Genomic DNA, 16,033 nt, shown 5'->3' with positions numbered 1-16,033 from the left:
GGCACGGGCAGCGCCGTACGCTCAGGCCGGCGCGAGCAGCTGCGCCACCTGGGCCGCGGTGCCGAACGCGAGGGTGAAACCCAGGGCGCCGTGCCCCGTGTTCAGCAGCAGGTTGGCGGGCGCACGGACATGGCGGCCCACCACGGGCACGCCGGTGGGTGTGGCCGGGCGCATGCCCGTCCAGGGGCGCAGCTCGCCAAAGTCGCTGCAGCGTGGAAAGACCGCGCTCGTGGCCTGGCACAGGCTGCGGATGCGCGCGGGAGGAATCTGCGCATCGTGCCCCACCAGTTCCGCCATGCCCGCCACGCGCAGGCGCTGGCCGATGCGCGCGAACACCACCTTGCGCGCCGCATCGGTCACGTTGACGCGTGGCGCGGCGCCCGCGTCGCCCGTGGCATCGAGCGTGATGCTGTAGCCCTTGAGCGGGTAGACCGGGAGGCGAACGCCCAGTGTCCGCGCCACGGCATGGCTGGCACTGCCCAAGGCCAGCACGAACTGCCGCGCCTCGATGGCCCCCTGGCTGGTGTGGACGGCCTGGATGTGCTGCCCCTCGCGCACGAAGTCCTCCACCCTGGCGCCGAGCACGAAGCGCACGCCGCGCGCAGCAAGCAGGTCCTGCAGGCCCTGGCAGACCTTGAGGCAATCGGCCGCGCATTCGCTGGGCGTGTGGATGGCGCCCGCGATGTGGCGCTCGTAATGGGCGAGGGCGGGTTCCAGCTCCACGCACCGCGCGGCGGACACGGCCTCCTGCGGGCGGCCCCAGGGGCGCTGCAGTTCCATCTGCCGGCGCGCGCCCGCGAGGCCCGCGGGCGTGTCGTACAGCACCAACTTGCCGGTGGTCGAAAAGTCGCAGTCGAGCTGCTCGGCCCGCAGCATGGCCTCGAACCGGCGGCGGCTCAGCGCGGCCAGATCGAGCAGTTGCCGGGTGCTCTGCTCCGACGTGCGCCGGTTGCAGGCGCGCAGGAACGCCACGCCCCAGCGCCACTGGTGGGGGTCCCACTGCGGGCGCAGCTTGAGCGGGGACTGGGGCGACAGCAGCAGCCGGGGCAGCTGGGCCCAGATGCCCGCGTCCGCGAGCGGCTGCACGTAGCTGTAGCTCAGCTGCGCACCGTTGCCGCCGCTGGCGCCGGCGCCGGGCTGGGCCTGGTCGACCACGGTCACCTGCATGCCGCGCTGGTGGAGTTCATACGCGGTGGCCAGGCCGACGATGCCTGCGCCGAGGACACATACCTGCATCTTGTGGGCTTTTTGGTGGATGGAAGCGCAATGTAGGGCGCGGGCCGGCGCCTGAACAATGCCAATGCGCGGGGCAGCCATGCCGGGAAGTTATGTGGATGCGCGCACGGGAAGGGGGCGCGCGGGTGCGGAAGTTGCGAGGGCCTCGTGGAAAGAGGCACGCGGATGGTGCGATGGCGTGCACCAGTCTGGCGGCATAACTTTTGGTCATGGCCTACCCGTGCAAATGAATTGTTCAAGGGCGGCGCAAATTCCTACAGTGCCCCTGCGTCCGGATTTTCCGCATTCATTCCATGATTCACGTTCGTTCGCTTGCTCCCCCTCCATCCATCTGCTTTTGCACAAAGGGATTTCCATGAAGCTCTCTGCCCTCACCACCGCCGCCATCGTGGCCACCGGACTGCTGGCCAGCACCGTGGCCAGTGCCGACACCCTCAAGAAGGTTGCCGAGTCGGGCAAGATCACCGTGGCCTACCGCGAGTCGTCGGTGCCCTTCAGCTACCTGGCCGGCCCGGGCGCGCCGGTGGGCTTCGCGGTGGACATCACCAACGCGGTGGTCGACGCGGTGAAGAAGCGCGTGAACAACCCTGCGCTCAAGGTGGAGCTGCAGGCGGTCACCTCGCAGAACCGCATCCCGCTGCTGCAGAACGGCACCATCGACCTGGAGTGCGGCTCCACCACCAACAACAGCACGCGCGGCAAGGACGTGCAGTTCGCTATCAACTACTTCTACACCGGCACGCGCCTGCTGACCAAGAAGTCGTCGGGCGTGAAGAACTACGCCGACCTGGCCAAGAAGAAGGTGGCGAGCACCTCCGGCACCACCAATGCGCAGGTGCTGCGCAAGTACAGCCGGGACAACAACCTCGATCTGGACATCGTGCTGGGCAAGGACCACGACGATGCCGTGCTGCTGGTGGAAAGCGGCCGCGCCGAGGCGTTCGCCATGGACGACATCCTGCTCTTCGGCCTGATGGGCAATGTGCGCAATCCGGCCGATTGGGCGGTGGTGGGCGACTCGCTGCAGGTCGAGCCCTACGCCTGCATGCTGCGCAAGGACGACCCGCAGTTCCAGGCGCTCGTCAACGGCGTGATCGGCACCATGATGAAGTCCGGCGAATTCGAGAAGCTCTACACCAAGTGGTTCAGCTCGCCCGTGCCGCCACGCAACCAGAACCTCAACCTGCCCATGAGCACGGAGCTGCGCGAGAACCTGGTGGCGCAGAGCGACAAGCCGGCCCTTTGAGGCGCGAGCCGCAGAGAGCACATGCCAGTGTCCGCAAGCCACGGCCCGCTGCCGCAGGTGGTGGGAATCCTCGGGGGCATGGGCCCCGCCGCGGGGGCTGATTTCGTGCGCCTGTTCGTGCAGGCCTGTACCGAGCGCATGGGCGCGCTGGGCATTCCCGTGCACGACCAGGCCTATCCCGAGCACTGGCTGGCGCAGGTGCCGATCCCGGACCGCACGGCGGCGCTGAGCGACACCCGTGCAGGCGCGCACCAGCCGGCCGAGCCCATGCTGCAGGCCACGGGGCGGCTCGCGGCGCTGGGGGCCCGCGTGGTGGCCATTGCCTGCAACACGGCCCATGCCTGGCATGGCCTGCTGCAGCAGCGGTTCCCGCAGATGGTGGTGCTGCACGGCATGCAGGAGGTGGTGGGCGGCCTGGCCGCCGCCGGGGTGCAGGGCGTGGGCCTGCTGGCCACCCGGGGCGCCTACGACGCGGGCCTGTACCAGCGCGAGCTGGCGTACAGCCGCATCGAGTGCTTCGTGCCCACGCTCGCGGAGCAGGACGCGCTGATGCAGGGCATCTACGGCGGCGTGAAGGCCGGCGACTATGCCCTGGCGCGGGACCGGTTCGAGTCCGTCTCGCGGGCGCTGCAGCGGCGCCACGGCGTGTCCACGCTCATCATGGGCTGCACCGAGATCCCGCTGGCGCTGAGCGAAAGCCCGCGCCTGGACGGGGTGGCGCTGGTGAACCCCTCGCTGGTGCTGGCCAGCGCATTGGCTCGGCATGCGTACCGCGACGCGGCCCTGCCACCCGCCCGGCCTGCGGCCCACCCGGCCTGAATCCCGGGGATGGCCTGGTTCAGCACGCACACCGCGTGTTCGACAAGTGCTTCTCCGCGCCCATTGCCCCCAGGGTGGATGAAACCGGGCATGCGGATGCCTCACCTGCTGCTGGTGGATTCGCTCACGTACCCGCCGGACCTCATGCCGCGGTGAGCGTGGAGGGCGGCGGGGAGAACACCTCGAACCGGTTGCGTCCGCCATGCTTGGCGCGGTACAGCGCGGCATCGGCCGCCTGCACCAGGGTGTCCGATCCGGTATCGGGGCGGGGCACCAGGCTGGCCACGCCGATGCTCAGGGTGAGCATGGGGGCCGTGGGCGAGCGCGGGTGGGGCAGGGCGGCCTCGCGCAGTCCGTCCATGCAGCGCTGGGCCACGGTCACGGCATCGGGCAGCAGGGTGTCGGGCAGCAGCAGCACGAACTCTTCACCGCCGTAGCGGGCGGCCACCTCGTCCGCGCGGCGGATGGTGGCCTGCAGCAGTTGCGCCACGTGGCGCAGGCAGGCGTCGCCGGCGATATGGCCGTAGTGGTCGTTGTAGAGCTTGAAGTGGTCGATGTCGATCAGCACCACCGCCAGCGGCGCCTGGTGGCGGCCGCAGCGCAGCCATTCGGTGGCCAGCCGCTCGTCGAAGCGGCGCCGGTTGCCGATGCCCGTCACGCCATCGGTGGTGGACAGCAGGGCCAGCTTCTCGTTGGCGGCCGCCAGTTCCTGCTCCTTGCGCACGAGCAGCGTCACGTCGGTGCGCACGCCGGCGATGCCGCCCTGCGGGGTGCGCCGCTCGTCGGCCTGCAGCCACCGGCCGTGGGGCAGGCGCTGCAGAACGGCCTGGCTGGCGGAGCGGTGGTCGGCCACGCGCTGCGCGATCCAGTCTTCCTCGTTGCCCACCGCGTCGAGGTATTGGCCACGCTCGACACCGTAGCGCGCGATCTGCTCGAAGGTGCTGCCGGGCACGATCATGGGCGCGGAAATGGGGTACAGCTTGCGGTACTGGGCGTTGCACACCACGAGCCTGTCGTCGGCATCGAAGAGGGCAAAGCCCTCGGGCAGCGATTCCACGGCGTCCTGCAGCAGCTCGCGGGCCTTGTGCGCGGCCTCCTGCGCGGCCTCCAGTGCCTGGCGCTGCTCGATCAGGTCGGTGATGTCCAGGCGCACCGCCACCACGTAGTTCTCGGGCGTGCGGGTCTCGTAGATGTTGATCCAGCGCCCGTCGGCCAGCCGCTGCACCAGGGTGGAGGTGCGGCTGCCATGCTCGGACAGGCGCTCGGCGATCCAGGCCTCCTCGCGGCCGTGGGCGGACGGAATCAGTCCCCGGTCCACCGAATGCCGCAGGATGTCGGCAAAGCTCCTGCCCAGGTGCTCCGCGTAGTTCATGTGCGGGTACATGCGCGACAGCTGCTGGTTGTAGAGCACCAGCCGGTCCTGCTCGTCGAAGATCTCGATGCTCACGGGCAGCGCCTCCACGGCGCGCTCGAGCAGCTGGCGGGTGTGCTGGCTTTCCTGGCGGGCCGCCTCGGCCACCTGCCGCTGTTCGATGAGGTCGGTGATGTCCAGGCGCACGCACACCGTCATGCCCGACGGCGTGCGGCTTTCGTGCATGTGGATCCACGCGCCGCCCCCTTCATGGCGCACCTCGGGGCCTGGGCGGTGGCCCCGCAGCGCCATCTCGTGCGCCAGCCACAGCTCTTCCTGGCCCTGCGCCGCTTCGGGGATGCCCTGGCGAAGGCCCTCGCGCAGCAGTTCCTCATACGTCTTGCCCAGCGAGGTCTCCGAGCGCAGGTGGGGCCGCAGGCGCTCCATGTGGCTGTTGCACAGCACCAGGCGGTCGGTCTCGTCGTAGATTTCAAGTCCCGCCGGCATGGCGTCGACCGCCTCGCGCAGGCTGCGCTCGGCGCGCTCGGCGTCGTGCAGGGCCCGCTTGAGCGCGCGCTCGCTGTGCACGGCCTCGGTGATGTCGGTGCGCAGCACCACCACGCCCCCGCCGTCCAGGCCACGTTCCGTGATCCGCAGCCAGCGGTCGCCCTGCATCTCCTGCACCTCGGGGCCCGCCGGAGAGCGGTGGCGCGCCATGCGCTCGCGCAGCCAGGCCTCGGTGTCGGGCAGGGCGGCGGTGATCCTGCCCGATTGCGCGGCACGGCGCAGCACGTCCTCGAAGCGGGTGCCGTACTCCAGCGGCATCACGGAGTCCGCGGCCACCTGGCGGTACTGCGCGTTGCACAGCACGAGCCGGTCTTCGGCGTCGTAGATCGCGAGCCCGTCGGGCAGGATGTCGAGGGTGGCGGACAGCTGCATGCTGGCGCGCCCGGCCGCCTGGCGCAACGCGGCGGCGTCGCGGCGCAGGCGCCGGGCCCGCAGCGCCAGCCGACCGTGCAGCAGGGCCAGCGCCGCCAGCGCCACGCCCGCGGCGGCCAGCATGGCGCGCGCGGTGCCGTTGCCGGCATCCTGGCCCGCCAGGGCCCAGCCCAGCAGCGCCAGCCCGCCCACGCCGCAGAGCCCCGCCACCGGCAGCGCCAGCGGGTCTTCGCGGGGTGGGGGCGGGCTCATCGTGCAGGGTTTCCCAAGGTGGCGGTCACGGGTCTCTCTGGTGAAGGGATCGACCGCCCCAGGGCGCGCCGTGGTGGCGCACAACCAGGGGGCCAGCGGCTGGGTGCGGTGCCGGTCTGCGGAAAGTCTAGCAGCGGTCCCTGTTTTTCGGTACCCAGGGAAGCGGGGATGCGGCAAACCCCCTAGACTGCGGTTCCCATCCCTTGCCCATCCTTCTTTTCCTGGAGAAACCCGATGTTCAATGACGACCTCCATTCCGACGCCCGGGCCCTGCTGCCCGGCCGCAGCACCGACGCCGGCGCCACGCGGCGCACCGCGCTGCAGGCTGCCCTGGGGCTGGGTTATGCGGCCGCGGCCGCGCCCATCATGGCGCAGACGGCCATCGCCACGCCGGCGGACGGGCTCACGGCGGGCGAGGTGAGCTTTACCGTGAACGGCTTCAAGGTGCCCGCCTACCGCGCCGCGCCCGCCGGCAAGACCGGCCTGCCCGTGGTGCTGGTGATCCAGGAAATCTTTGGCGTGCACGAATACATCGCCGACACCTGCCGCCGCTTCGCCAAGGCCGGGTACCTGGCCATCGCGCCGCAGCTGTATGCGCGCCAGGGCGACCCGTCCCAGTACACCGAAGTGGCCAAGCTCATGGCCGACGTGGTGTCCAAGGTGCCCGATGCGCAGGTGATGGCCGACCTGGACGGCGCGGTGCAATGGGCCACCGCCAATGGCGGCGACGCCGCGCGCGTGGGCATCACGGGTTTTTGCTGGGGCGGCCGCATCACCTGGCTGTACGCCGCGCATGGCCCCGTGAAGGCGGGCGTGGCCTGGTATGGCCGCCTCGTGGGGCAGCCGGGCGAACTCACGCCCAAGCACCCGGTGGACATCGCGCCCATCCTCAAGGCGCCGGTGCTGGGCCTGTACGGCGAGAAGGACACGGGCATCGCCCTTGACACGATTGATAAGATGAAAGCCGCGCTGGCCAGCGGTTCGCCGCAGGCCAAGGCGTCGGAATTCGTGGTGTACCCGGACGCGCCCCATGCCTTTCATGCCGACTACCGCCCGAGCTACCGCAAGGAAGCGGCCGAGGACGGCTGGAAGCGGGCCCTGGCCTGGTTCAAGACACACGGCGTGGCCTGAGGCAGCGTGGGCCCACGCGGGCCCGGCAGGGGAAGTCCCTGGCCACCGCAGCCGCCCCCACCCGGGGCGGCTTTTTTAATCTCGCATCCGGGATGCGGTATTTGAACGAAAATAGGCTCCAGGGCATATCTATAAAGCGCAAGAAGCTATGACTTTGGTAGCAATCATCCTGGCCACACTGGCCGCGGGCATTGGCAGCGTGTGGCTGGCCGCGCTGCTGATGCGGCTGGGCCTGGGCGGGCGCCCGGACAGCGTCGGCCCCCAGCACCTGCTCAGCCTGGCGGCGGGCGCCTTGCTGGCCACGGCCTTCATGCACCTGCTGCCCGAGGCATTCGAGAGCCAGGCGGGCGCGCACGACCTGTTCGCCACGCTGCTCGTGGGCGTGGTGTTCTTCTTCCTGCTGGACAAGGCGGAACTCTGGCACCACGGGCACGAGCACAGCCATGTGGCGCAGGCGCCGGCACATCCGCTCGGCGCTGAACACGGCCACGGCCCTGACCACGGCGGCAGGCACGACCATGCGCACCACGACCACCATCACCACCACCATGCCCCGCGATCCGGCGGCTGGGCTGTGCTGACGGGCGACAGCGTGCATTGTTTTGGCGACGGCATCCTGATCGCTTCCGCCTTCCTGGCCGACATCCGGCTGGGCGTGATCGCCGCCGTGTCGGTGCTGGCGCACGAGGTGCCCCACCACATGGGCGACCTGGTGGTGCTGCGCCAGACCAGCCCCAACCGCCGTATGGCGCTGGTCAAGGTGTCCCTGGCGGGCGCCGTGACGGCGCTGGGCGGCGTGGTGGGCTACTTCCTGGTGGGGCAGCTGCAGGACCTGCTGCCCTACTTCTTGGCCGTGGCGTCCAGCAGCTTTGTGTATGTGGCGCTGGCCGACCTGATCCCGCAACTGCAAAAGCGCCTCACGGCACGCGAGACGGTGCTGCAGATCGCCTGGCTCGTCGCGGGCATGGTCATCGTCACGCTGGTGAGCGGGGCGGCGCACGGGCACTGAGCCCGGTGCGACAGGTTGCCAGGGCTGTCTCCGCCCAGGCGGCTTATCCCGTGCGCAGCGCCTGAGTGAGGAACTCCAGGCAATCCTGCACCAGCGGGGGCCGCGCCCCCATGGGGGCGTGCGCCATGAGCGCCACCCGGCGCGAGATCACCGGTGCGTGCAGCGGGCTCACCCGTACGGCGGCCGCGTCCAGGTTGTGGGTGTACAGCCGGGAAATCACCCCCACTGCCAGCCCGCAGCGCACCAGGCTGTAGAGAGATTCGCTGTAGAGCAACTGGTCTGCCGCTGCCAGGTCCACCCCGTGCTGGCGCAAGGTGGCCACCGCGAGGTCGTAGGTGCTGCCCCTCGCGAACAGGGCCAGGCGTTCGCCGGCCAGGTCTTGCCATGCCAGCCGCTTGCGCCGGGCCAGCCGGTGGCGGATGGGCAGTACCGCCACCAGGTCGTCGTGGGCCACGGGGAAGGTCTCGATATGGGGCGGAAGATCGAGCGCGACGCCCAAGGCCAGGTCCACCTCGCCGCGCTGCAGCGCGGCCACCAGATCGTCGTTGAGGGGGTCCTGCAGGCGCAGGTCCACGTCCGGGTGCTGCGCCAGCCACTGCCGCAGCGGCTCGGCCAGCAGGTGCATGGCCGAGGGCAGCGCGGCCACGCGCAGGGTGCGCTTGCCATCGTCCAGCGTGCGGTACAGCCCATCCACTCCCTGCTCGTAGCCATTGATGAGCCGTTCCACCTGCGGCAGCAGCAGGGCGCCCTGGGGCGTGAGGCGCACGTGGTGCGTGCTGCGCTCCAGCACGGGCGCGCCCAGCACGGCCTCCAGCTCGCGGATGGAGGCGGACAGCGCGGGCTGCGTGAGCGACAGGGCGTCAGCCGCCTGCCGAAAACTCAGGGCCCGGGCCACGGCCTGAAAGCTGCGCAACTGGCGCAGCGTGGGCGTGCGGTGCGCGGGTGGGCGCTCGCCCGCGGGCCGTGTGGCGGGGTGTTTGCTCATAAGTTGCTTTTATTGCAACATCAAATTAAATCACTTCCGCTATCACACCGCGCTGCATAGCATGCGGCCATGCCCACCTTTGCCGCACCCGCAGACCCGCTGTACGCCTTTCTCCACGCCCTGCCCAAGGTGGAGCTGCACTGTCACCTGCTCGGCACCGTTCGGCGCGATACGTTCACCAGCCTCGTTCGCCGGGCGGGCGCCCCCATCGGCGATGCCGAGATCGAGGCCTTCTACACCCGGGGCGAAAAACCCGTGGGCGTGCTGCGGGTGCTGCGCGCGCTGGATGCCGAACTGATCCGCAGCCCGGATGACCTGCACCGCCTGACCTACGAATACCTGCAGGATGCCGCCGCGCACCACGTGCGCTATGCCGAGTTCTTCTGGAACCCCACGGGTACCGCACGGCAATCGGGGCTGGCCTATCCGCAGGCGCTGGAAGGCATCGTGCGCGCCATTGCAGATGCCGAGGCCGACTTCGGCATCACGGGCCGCCTGGTTGCCGCCATCGACCGCGAGGCCCCGCCCGAGGCCGCCACCGAAATGGTCGAATGGGTGCTGGCCCACCGGCGCGACGAGGTGATTGGCATCGGCATCGACTACCGCGAGGTGGATCACCCGCCTGAATGGTTCACCCCGGCCTACGCGCTGGCGCGCCGGGGCGGGCTCAGGACCACGGCCCATGCGGGCGAGTTCGGCATGCCCTGGAACAACGTGCGCACGGCCCTCGACGTGCTGCAGGTGGACCGCATCGACCACGGCTACACGGTGCTCGACAACCCGGCCCTGGTGCGCGAATGCGCCGACCGGGGCATCGTCTTCACCGTGGTCCCCACCAATTCGTATTACCTGCGCACCCTGGCCCCCGAACGCTGGGCGCTGGACCACCCCATCCGCCACATGCCGGCGGCGGGCCTGCGCATTCACCCCAACACCGATGACCCCACGCTGCACCACGTGAACCCCACCCAGGCCTGGGCCATGATGGTGCGCGACTTCGGCTTTGGTGCCGGGGACCTGCGCGGTTTCCTGGCCAATGGACTGGATGCCGCCTGGATTGACGATGGCACGCGGCGTGCATGGTCTACGCAGTGGCTGGCAGCGTTTGACAAGCAACTGGCGCAGACAAACCTGTTCTCTGCCGTCCCCCCCTGAAGGAGTCCTTGCATGTTTCCCTCCCGGTTCTTCCCTGTACCGTCCTTCTTGCCACGGCGCCTGGCGTGGCCCCTGGTGGCTGCGCTGCTCGGCGCAGGCGCCAGCATGGCTGCGCACGCGCAGGCCGCCTGGCCCGCCGCCAAGCCCATCACGCTCATCGTTCCCTTCAGTGCCGGGGGCAATGTGGATGTGACGGGGCGGCTCATCGCGCAAAGGCTCGGAGAGCGCCTGAAACAGAGCGTGGTGGTGGACAACGTGGCAGGCGCTGGCGGCGTCATCGGCATGGAAAAGGCCGCCAGGGCGGCGCCAGATGGCTACACGCTCGTCCTGGGTGCTGACAGCCCGGCGGCCATCGCACGACTGGTGAACCCTGCGGCCGTGCGCTACGACACCCTCAAGGACCTGGCTCCGGTGGGTTTGGTGACCACCGCTCCCATGCTGATCGTGGCGTGCCCCGGGCTGCCGGCGAACAACCTGGCCGATGTGCTGCGTCTGGCGCGTGAAAAGCCCGGACAGCTGAGTTACGCCACCTCGGGCGTGGGCACGGTGCTGCACCTGGCCATGGAGCGCGTCAAGGAACAGAGCAAGACCTTCATGGTGCATGTGCCGTACCGGGGTGGCGCACAGATCGTGACCGATGTGATCGGCAACCAGGTGGACCTCGCCGTGCTCATCAGCGTGACGGCGGCGCCGCACATCCACAGCAAGAAGCTCAAGGCCATCGCCCTGACGGACGACCAGCGCCTGCCCTCTCTGCCCGACGTGCCGACGGTGGCCGAGACCGCGGGCTTCACAGGGTTTGACATGGTCTCGTGGACGGGCCTGTTTGCCCCCGCGCAGACGCCCCCCGCCGTGGTGGAACGCCTGAACCGCGAGCTGGGCGAAGTGCTGCGCATGGACGATGTGCGCGCGAAGCTGGCCGATGGTGGCGCCGTGGCGGGCAAGGGAAGCGCCGCCGAGTTTGCGCGGTTTGTGCAGACCGAAAGCGCCCGGTATGCCGCGATCGTGAAGGCGGCGAACATCAAGGAATGACCCGCCGGCGGGGTGGTCAACCTGCCGGTGGGGGGCATGCGCTGGGGTCGATGGTGGCTGCACCATCGGTCATGGCGACACAAAAGCTATTAAATTGATAGCTTTTGGCGCTTTATGGATAAGCCATAGGGCAATTTTTATGCATAAAAAATGCGCCTGCGCCGCAGCGCGCATACCCCCGCCATCAGGGCTGACAACAGCGCCAGCCCCGCATGTCCCAGCGTGGGGATGGCGGCAGGGCTGGCCGGGCCGCCCCCGCCGCCTGCTGCTCCCAGCGGCGACTCAAAGGCACCGATGTCGCATGCCGGGCCGATGGGGCGCGCCACGCCGCGCTGATCCGTCGCCGCACAGCTGCCGCCGGTGTTGAGGGCCGGGCTGCCTGCCTGCAAGGCCATGGTCTGGCTGAAGCCGCCGTTGGCGGCCAGCGGGGCGAGCAGCGGGTCGGCGACGGGGATGGACGCGCCGCACGACGGAGCCGCCGAGCCGCCCCATTGCAGGTTGTTGCCTCCATCCACGATGGTGTTGCCCGCCATTCCATAGATGGCGCAATTGGACTGGCCCCCGGTGGTGTTGCCGATGAGTGTGTTGCGCAGCGTCAGGTGGGTGGGCGTGTTGGTGCCGAACACCGTGATGGTGCCGGGTGAACCGCCGTTGTCGGCAAAGGTGCTGTTGGTGATAGTGCCTGAAGGCACGCCCGAGACGCCGATCGCGTTGCCGCTGCCGCTCGCATCCCGCAGGTTGCCCTGGAAGGTGCTGTTGGTGATGGACAGCGTGCTCGTGAGGCCGGGGCTGACGACGATGGCGCCTCCGGTGGCACCCAAGGTATGGGACTGGTTGCGGGTGAACAGGCTTTGCGCAATGTTCAGCGCGGCGCCGGCGTGCAGGATGGCGCCGCCGTCGGCGCCTGCGATGTTCTCCACCGCGACGAAGTCGGTCAACGTGAGCGTGTCGGCGTCACCCCCGGTGTAGATGGCGCCGCCCGCGTTGGCCATGTTGCCCGTGGCCGTCACCTTCTGCAGCGTGAGCTGCGCGCCCCCGAACGAGTAGATGGCGCCGCCCCGGCTGAACGCACCGGATGCCACGTTGCCGAACAAGGTCACGTTGTTCAGCAGCAGTGTGCTGGTCTCGATGCGGATGGCGCCCCCGCTGCCATTCAGGGCCATGCCGTCCGTCAGAATCAGGTTCGCCATCGTATAGCTGGCCGCGCCGGTCAAGTCGAACAGGCGCACATTGCCGTCGCCCTGCAAGATGACGAGATCCCCGCCGTCGATGTGGGTGGACTGGTTGAGCACCTTGGTGCTGGTGATCGGGATGGAAACGGGGCTGGGGCCGCAGTTGAACGATACCGCGCCGCCGCCAGCCAGCGCCAGGTCGAGTGCGGCCTCGGTGCAACTGGCTGGCGTGCCAGAGCCCACGGCCGCTTGCGCGGGCAGGGCGACAGCCAGGGCCAGGACGGCAGCCGATCGGGCCACGAGAGGGAAGATGGAGGCAGGAAGGCGGGTATGCGGCATGGCGTGGATTGGTGGTAAGTCTGGCTGCCGGGATTCTTGTGAAAACCCTGCTCTCCGTCTTGACGCCTGCGGCCCTCGCATTGACTGCTGCGGACACGTGTCAAAACCTGCAACACTACGCGCCATCGAGAGAGAAAGAGACGAGGAGGCGGCCCATGCAGACACCCACGCCCAGCCTGGAAGGGGTGGAAGAAGAACAGCCAGAGCCTGCTGGCGCGACGGTACCCATCCAGCGCTTGCGCCTGAGCGGCCTGCCCGGCGACCGCGATCTGCTCGCCATGCGCGACTACTTGGCCGACATCGTGCGGGCCGACTTCGCGCCGTTGCACGCCCACCAGCCCTGGTGCTACGAGGGCGCCACGCGTACCGTGCCGGGAGCGACGTGGAGCACCCAGCGTTTCGACCCCGTGGTCAGCACACGCACCGCCGCCATGTGCCGTGACGGGCAGGACGACCTCATGCTGTTCGTGTCGTCGGCCTGCATGACCATCGAACAGCCGGGGCACGAGACGCTGCGCATCCTGCCCGGCGGGGCAGCCCTGGCGTCGCGGGCGCGGCCCATGCGCGTGGTGCAGGAGCAGGCTGGCACTTTGTGGGCGCTGCGGGTGCCGCACCGCGATCTGGCCTGGCGCCTGCCGCGCCTGTCTGCGGCCCCGCTGCTGGCGCTGCACCAGGGCACGCCGCTCCTGCACATGCTGCCGCGCATGGGCAGGCTGCTCGACTCCGACCCGCTGCACGGCGCCGCAGCCCAGCAACTGGCCGCGCGACAGTTGCAGGACATGCTCGCCGTTGCCCTCGGCCAGTCGCGCGAGTTCACGGAGTGGGCCGAAGACCACAGCCTGCCCACCGCCCGGCTGCGCGCCGTGCAGGCCGACATTGCAGCCCACCTGGGTAGCGGGCGCCTGAGCATGGACTGGCTGTCAGAACGCCAAGGGATCTCCGCCCGCCACCTGCGGCGCCTGCTGGCGCAGGCCGGCACCAGCTACCAGGATGCGGTGCGCACGGCCCGCCTGCAAGCTGCCCGTGCCATGCTGGCCGATCCGCGCAACGCGGGCCTGAGCATTTCGGCCATTGCGCACGCGTGCGGGTTCTCGGAGGCGTCGGCGTTGAACCGCGCGTTCAAGCAGCACTACGGCATGACCCCCGGGCAGGCGCGGTGCGACGCGGGGCTGGGTTGACTGGCTCCGATGGATGTTCTCGGGATTCGCCACACCTTGGAAGTCGTTGTCCCCGGGCTTGTTGGAGCGGGGCTCACACTGGGGCCCAGGAGCGCTCTGGCTTGGCCAGGCTCAGTTGGGCAGTGGGGCTGTCGTGAGCCTGGATGCTCTCGACAGAAACCATCCACATGCAGCCAACGCGGTCAGCGCGCCAACTCTTCCCGCACCGCGGCCACCTGCCGGCGCGACACCGCCAGCAGCTCCGTGGAGCCCTGCAGCCGCACGGCCCAGCCTTCGCCCTCCTCGGGGTCGTAGTGCTTTTCCAGCGCGCGCACGGCGCGGCGGGCCACCAGCGCGTTGCGGTGGATGCGCAGGAAGCGCGGGGCGAACTTGGCCTCCAGCTCGCTCAGGGCGCCGTCCATGATGTAGCTGCGCGTGGCGGTGCGCACGGTCACGTACTTCTGCTCGGCCTTGAAGTACAGCACCTCGGCCAGGGGCAGGCGTTCGGTGCGGCCCCGGTCCTGGATGAGCAGGGTTTCGCCTTCGGGCACGCCGGTGGTGGGCGCGGACGCGGGGGGGCGCGTGCCACGCTGTACCTTGGCCAGTGCCTGCTGCAAGCGTTCGCGGCGCACGGGCTTGGTCAGGTAGTCGGTGGCATCCAGTTCGAACGCGCTCACGGCATGGTCCGCGTGGGCTGTCACGAACACCACGGCCGGGGGCTGGGGCAGGGTCTGCAGGGTGTGGGCCAGTGCCAGCCCATCCTGGCCGGGCATGTGGATGTCAAGCAGCACCAGGTCGAAGGCGCGTCCGCCCGTGGGCCCCAGCAGCGCCATGGTTTCGCCGGCGTTGGCGGCCTCGGCCACGGTCATGCGCTGGGCAGGCTGGGCCTGGGCGCAGTCGGACAGGAGGGTGCGCAAGCGGCTGCGGGCCAGGGCTTCGTCGTCAACGATCAGGATGTTCATGGTCGGTAGCGGGGCTGCTGTGGTTGAGGTCGTCTTCGCCGTCCACCATGCGGCGCTGGGATGTTTGCGCGCGGCCGCCATGGGGGCCCCTTCGGGCTTGCGCCGCGCCGCGCGCGCTCCGGGCGCGCGCCTTGGGGTCGGTGGCGGGCAGGGTGATGCGCACCTGGTACAGGCCGTCCTGCACGCCGGCGGTGAATTCGCCCTGCACATCATGCAGCAGCGCCAGCCGCGCGCGGACGTTGGCCAGGGCAATGCCGTGGCCCCGGGGCGCCGTGTCGTCGCCATGGCCGTTGCCGTTCCTGCCTTCCTTGGGGGGCAGGGTGTTGGTGATGCGCACGACCACGCGGCTGCCGCGCAGCTCGGTCAGCACGCGCAGCCGCCCGCCGCGCGCGCTGGGCTCCACGCCGTGCTTGACGGCGTTCTCCACCAGCGGCTGCAGCAGCAGCGGCGGCAGGCGGGCGCTGTCGGTGCGGGGGTCCAGGTTCCACTGCACCTGCAGACGCTTGCCAAAGCGCACCTCTTCGATGGCCAGGTAGCGGCGCGCCAGGGTGATCTCTTCGGCCAGCGTGACCGATTCCCCCTGTTCCACCAGCGCGTGGCGAAACAGGTCGCTCAGGTCTTCGAGCAGCGATTCGGCCTTGGCCGGTTCCGCGCGCACCAGCGCGATGGCGCTGTTGAGGGTGTTGAACAGGAAGTGCGGCCGGATGCGCGACTGCAGCTCGGTCAGCCGCGCCGTGGTGGCGGCGGGCGTGCGGCCCCGTGCGCGCAGCACCAGCGCCGCCACCAGCATGGCCGCCAGCAGCGCCCCTGTCGCGGCGCTGGCCAGCCAGGGCGGTGACGCAGGTTGCGCCACCAGCGCCAGCATGCCGCAGGCGTAGGCGCCCGCCAGCGCGCCCAGCAGCACGCCGGCCGCATACTGCTGCGCGGTGGAGAGGCGCTGCAGAACAGTCTTGAGGCTGCAGGCCGTGATGAGCCACAGCAGCGTGGCCGGCAATGCCCCGCCCGTCAGCAGCGCCATCGTGGCCAGCCATTCCACGGGGTTGCCCGCTCCGAACATCGCGCCCACGCCCACCACCAGCTCCACGAACAGCACGGCCCGCAGCACCACGCCCACCTGGCAGGCATCGAACACCAGCACCCGGCGCGCGGGCGCCAGGCCACCCCGCGCGGAGCCTCGCGGCAGGGCCGAATCGGGCGGCGGGGGCTGGGTCGATAAAATTTGCGTGTTTTGCATTGCGGCGCCCGGGT

Annotated in this window: 13 protein-coding genes; 7 read left to right on the top strand and 6 right to left on the bottom strand. The window is 69.9% G+C overall.

Going from position 1 to position 16,033, the window contains the following annotated elements; all coding sequences use genetic code 11:
- Positions 1–21: 21 nt before the first annotated feature.
- Positions 22–1,236: a D-amino acid dehydrogenase gene (locus KW843_RS13640; RefSeq protein ID WP_218295668.1), complete on the bottom strand. Its 1,215-nt coding sequence runs from the start codon at positions 1,234–1,236 to the stop codon at positions 22–24.
- A 355-nt stretch (positions 1,237–1,591) separates the two neighbouring features.
- Here KW843_RS13640 and KW843_RS13635 point away from each other — a divergent pair, with 355 nt between their 5' ends.
- Complete coding sequence (locus KW843_RS13635) at positions 1,592–2,482, top strand: transporter substrate-binding domain-containing protein (protein ID WP_218295667.1); 891 nt, start codon at positions 1,592–1,594, stop codon at positions 2,480–2,482.
- A gap of 21 nt (positions 2,483–2,503) precedes the next feature.
- A complete protein-coding gene (locus KW843_RS13630) occupies positions 2,504–3,301 on the top strand; it encodes an aspartate/glutamate racemase family protein (protein ID WP_218295666.1) in 798 nt (265 codons plus the stop codon).
- A gap of 142 nt (positions 3,302–3,443) precedes the next feature.
- On the opposite strand, the gene KW843_RS13625 is transcribed toward KW843_RS13630, so the two are convergent.
- Entirely contained in the window at positions 3,444–5,843 is a 2,400-nt protein-coding gene (locus tag KW843_RS13625; protein ID WP_218295665.1) for a GGDEF domain-containing protein, read from the bottom strand.
- 234 nt (positions 5,844–6,077) lie between these two features.
- On the opposite strand from KW843_RS13625, the gene KW843_RS13620 reads away from it, so the two are divergent.
- Together KW843_RS13620 and KW843_RS13615 are read left to right on the top strand one after the other, a co-directional pair.
- Positions 6,078–6,974 carry a dienelactone hydrolase family protein gene (locus KW843_RS13620; RefSeq protein ID WP_218295664.1) on the top strand — a complete coding sequence of 299 codons (897 nt, stop codon included), beginning with the start codon at positions 6,078–6,080 and terminating at the stop codon, positions 6,972–6,974.
- Between the two features lie 148 nt (positions 6,975–7,122).
- On the top strand, positions 7,123–7,983 hold the full coding sequence (locus tag KW843_RS13615) for a ZIP family metal transporter (RefSeq protein ID WP_218295663.1): 861 nt from the start codon (positions 7,123–7,125) through the stop codon (positions 7,981–7,983).
- A 43-nt stretch (positions 7,984–8,026) separates the two neighbouring features.
- Here KW843_RS13615 and KW843_RS13610 read toward each other — a convergent pair whose 3' ends face one another.
- A complete protein-coding gene (locus KW843_RS13610) occupies positions 8,027–8,968 on the bottom strand; it encodes a LysR family transcriptional regulator (RefSeq protein ID WP_218295662.1) in 942 nt (313 codons plus the stop codon).
- Positions 8,969–9,037: 69 nt separating this feature from the next.
- On the opposite strand from KW843_RS13610, the gene add reads away from it, so the two are divergent.
- Complete coding sequence (gene add / locus KW843_RS13605) at positions 9,038–10,123, top strand: adenosine deaminase (RefSeq protein ID WP_218295661.1); 1,086 nt, start codon at positions 9,038–9,040, stop codon at positions 10,121–10,123.
- Between the two features lie 12 nt (positions 10,124–10,135).
- A complete protein-coding gene (locus tag KW843_RS13600) occupies positions 10,136–11,155 on the top strand; it encodes a tripartite tricarboxylate transporter substrate binding protein (protein ID WP_218295660.1) in 1,020 nt (339 codons plus the stop codon).
- A 137-nt stretch (positions 11,156–11,292) separates the two neighbouring features.
- On the opposite strand, the gene KW843_RS13595 is transcribed toward KW843_RS13600, so the two are convergent.
- The gene (locus KW843_RS13595) at positions 11,293–12,666 is read right to left on the bottom strand and encodes an IPTL-CTERM sorting domain-containing protein (protein ID WP_218295659.1); all 1,374 of its coding nucleotides are present in this window, start codon (positions 12,664–12,666) and stop codon (positions 11,293–11,295) included.
- Positions 12,667–12,821: 155 nt separating this feature from the next.
- On the opposite strand from KW843_RS13595, the gene KW843_RS13590 reads away from it, so the two are divergent.
- The gene (locus tag KW843_RS13590; RefSeq protein ID WP_218295658.1) at positions 12,822–13,844 is read left to right on the top strand and encodes an AraC family transcriptional regulator; all 1,023 of its coding nucleotides are present in this window, start codon (positions 12,822–12,824) and stop codon (positions 13,842–13,844) included.
- Between the two features lie 182 nt (positions 13,845–14,026).
- On the opposite strand, the gene KW843_RS13585 is transcribed toward KW843_RS13590, so the two are convergent.
- Positions 14,027–14,785 (bottom strand): LytTR family DNA-binding domain-containing protein, encoded by a 759-nt coding sequence (locus tag KW843_RS13585; RefSeq protein ID WP_218295657.1) that lies wholly within the window; start codon positions 14,783–14,785, stop codon positions 14,027–14,029.
- Positions 14,766–16,019, bottom strand: a complete 1,254-nt coding sequence (locus tag KW843_RS13580) for a sensor histidine kinase (protein ID WP_218295656.1) — start codon at positions 16,017–16,019, stop codon at positions 14,766–14,768. The genes KW843_RS13585 and KW843_RS13580 overlap by 20 nt, the downstream gene beginning before the upstream one ends.
- Between the last annotated feature and the right edge of the window lie 14 nt (positions 16,020–16,033).

The organism is Acidovorax sp. sif1233 (assembly GCF_019218755.1).
Lineage (GTDB): Bacteria > Pseudomonadota > Gammaproteobacteria > Burkholderiales > Burkholderiaceae_C > Acidovorax.
Note: the sequence above shows the minus strand (reverse complement) of the source record. Positions and strands in the feature narration are given on the sequence as shown.

Bases quoted from the DNA above. Each gene is read 5' to 3' on its own strand.
- KW843_RS13620 (WP_218295664.1), top strand. From the start codon at position 6,078: ATGTTCAATGACGACCTCCATTCCGACGCCCGGGCCCTGCTGCCCGGC.
- KW843_RS13610 (WP_218295662.1), bottom strand. From the start codon at position 8,968: ATGAGCAAACACCCCGCCACACGGCCCGCGGGCGAGCGCCCACCCGCG.
- KW843_RS13630 (WP_218295666.1), top strand. From the start codon at position 2,504: ATGCCAGTGTCCGCAAGCCACGGCCCGCTGCCGCAGGTGGTGGGAATC.
- KW843_RS13585 (WP_218295657.1), bottom strand. From the start codon at position 14,785: ATGAACATCCTGATCGTTGACGACGAAGCCCTGGCCCGCAGCCGCTTG.
- KW843_RS13640 (WP_218295668.1), bottom strand. From the start codon at position 1,236: ATGCAGGTATGTGTCCTCGGCGCAGGCATCGTCGGCCTGGCCACCGCG.
- KW843_RS13595 (WP_218295659.1), bottom strand. From the start codon at position 12,666: ATGCCGCATACCCGCCTTCCTGCCTCCATCTTCCCTCTCGTGGCCCGA.
- KW843_RS13625 (WP_218295665.1), bottom strand. From the start codon at position 5,843: ATGAGCCCGCCCCCACCCCGCGAAGACCCGCTGGCGCTGCCGGTGGCG.
- KW843_RS13600 (WP_218295660.1), top strand. From the start codon at position 10,136: ATGTTTCCCTCCCGGTTCTTCCCTGTACCGTCCTTCTTGCCACGGCGC.
- KW843_RS13580 (WP_218295656.1), bottom strand. From the start codon at position 16,019: ATGCAAAACACGCAAATTTTATCGACCCAGCCCCCGCCGCCCGATTCG.
- KW843_RS13590 (WP_218295658.1), top strand. From the start codon at position 12,822: ATGCAGACACCCACGCCCAGCCTGGAAGGGGTGGAAGAAGAACAGCCA.
- KW843_RS13615 (WP_218295663.1), top strand. From the start codon at position 7,123: ATGACTTTGGTAGCAATCATCCTGGCCACACTGGCCGCGGGCATTGGC.
- add (WP_218295661.1), top strand. From the start codon at position 9,038: ATGCCCACCTTTGCCGCACCCGCAGACCCGCTGTACGCCTTTCTCCAC.
- KW843_RS13635 (WP_218295667.1), top strand. From the start codon at position 1,592: ATGAAGCTCTCTGCCCTCACCACCGCCGCCATCGTGGCCACCGGACTG.